We start from the raw sequence: 436 nt of genomic DNA on the forward strand, positions 1-436 counted from the left end.
TAGTCTAAAGTACGAGCAGCTGCATAGAATGATCCAGAACCACCATTTCTGTGAGTAACTTTAAGCTTATATTTACCTTTTGAAAGAGTATTGTACGTATTTGTAAAACCCTTTCCTGCTGCTAACGATCCAGAACCAATAACATTACCTTTTGAGTCTTTTAAAGACCAGTCAAGTGTACCTTTAGTATTGTTTGTCATATGAACTCTCATATCTGCTTTTTTTACATGCTCGAACGATACTTCTCTTTCACCATTTATCAGGCTGAAATCATCTTTAAGTATTTGGGTACGTTGGACAATTGGTGCTGAATTTTTAGTATTATCTACACCTTCTGTACTTGCTGATGCTGCTCCAATCCCTCCAGTTAATGCGATACCAGTTGCTAATGTTCCTACTACTAATTTCTTAAACATAATAAATCCCCCTTAAATAT

1 protein-coding gene is annotated in these 436 nt (G+C 35.6%); it reads right to left on the reverse strand.

What is annotated here, in order from left to right; translation table 11 throughout:
- Positions 1-416, reverse strand: a 416-nt coding sequence (locus tag HMPREF2590_RS01790; RefSeq protein ID WP_065212547.1) for a hypothetical protein, incomplete at its 3' end; no start/stop codon positions are given.
- Positions 417-436: the final 20 nt, after the last annotated feature.

The organism is Bacillus sp. HMSC036E02 (assembly GCF_001836235.1).
Classification (GTDB): Bacteria; Bacillota; Bacilli; order Bacillales; family Bacillaceae_G; genus Bacillus_A; species Bacillus_A cereus.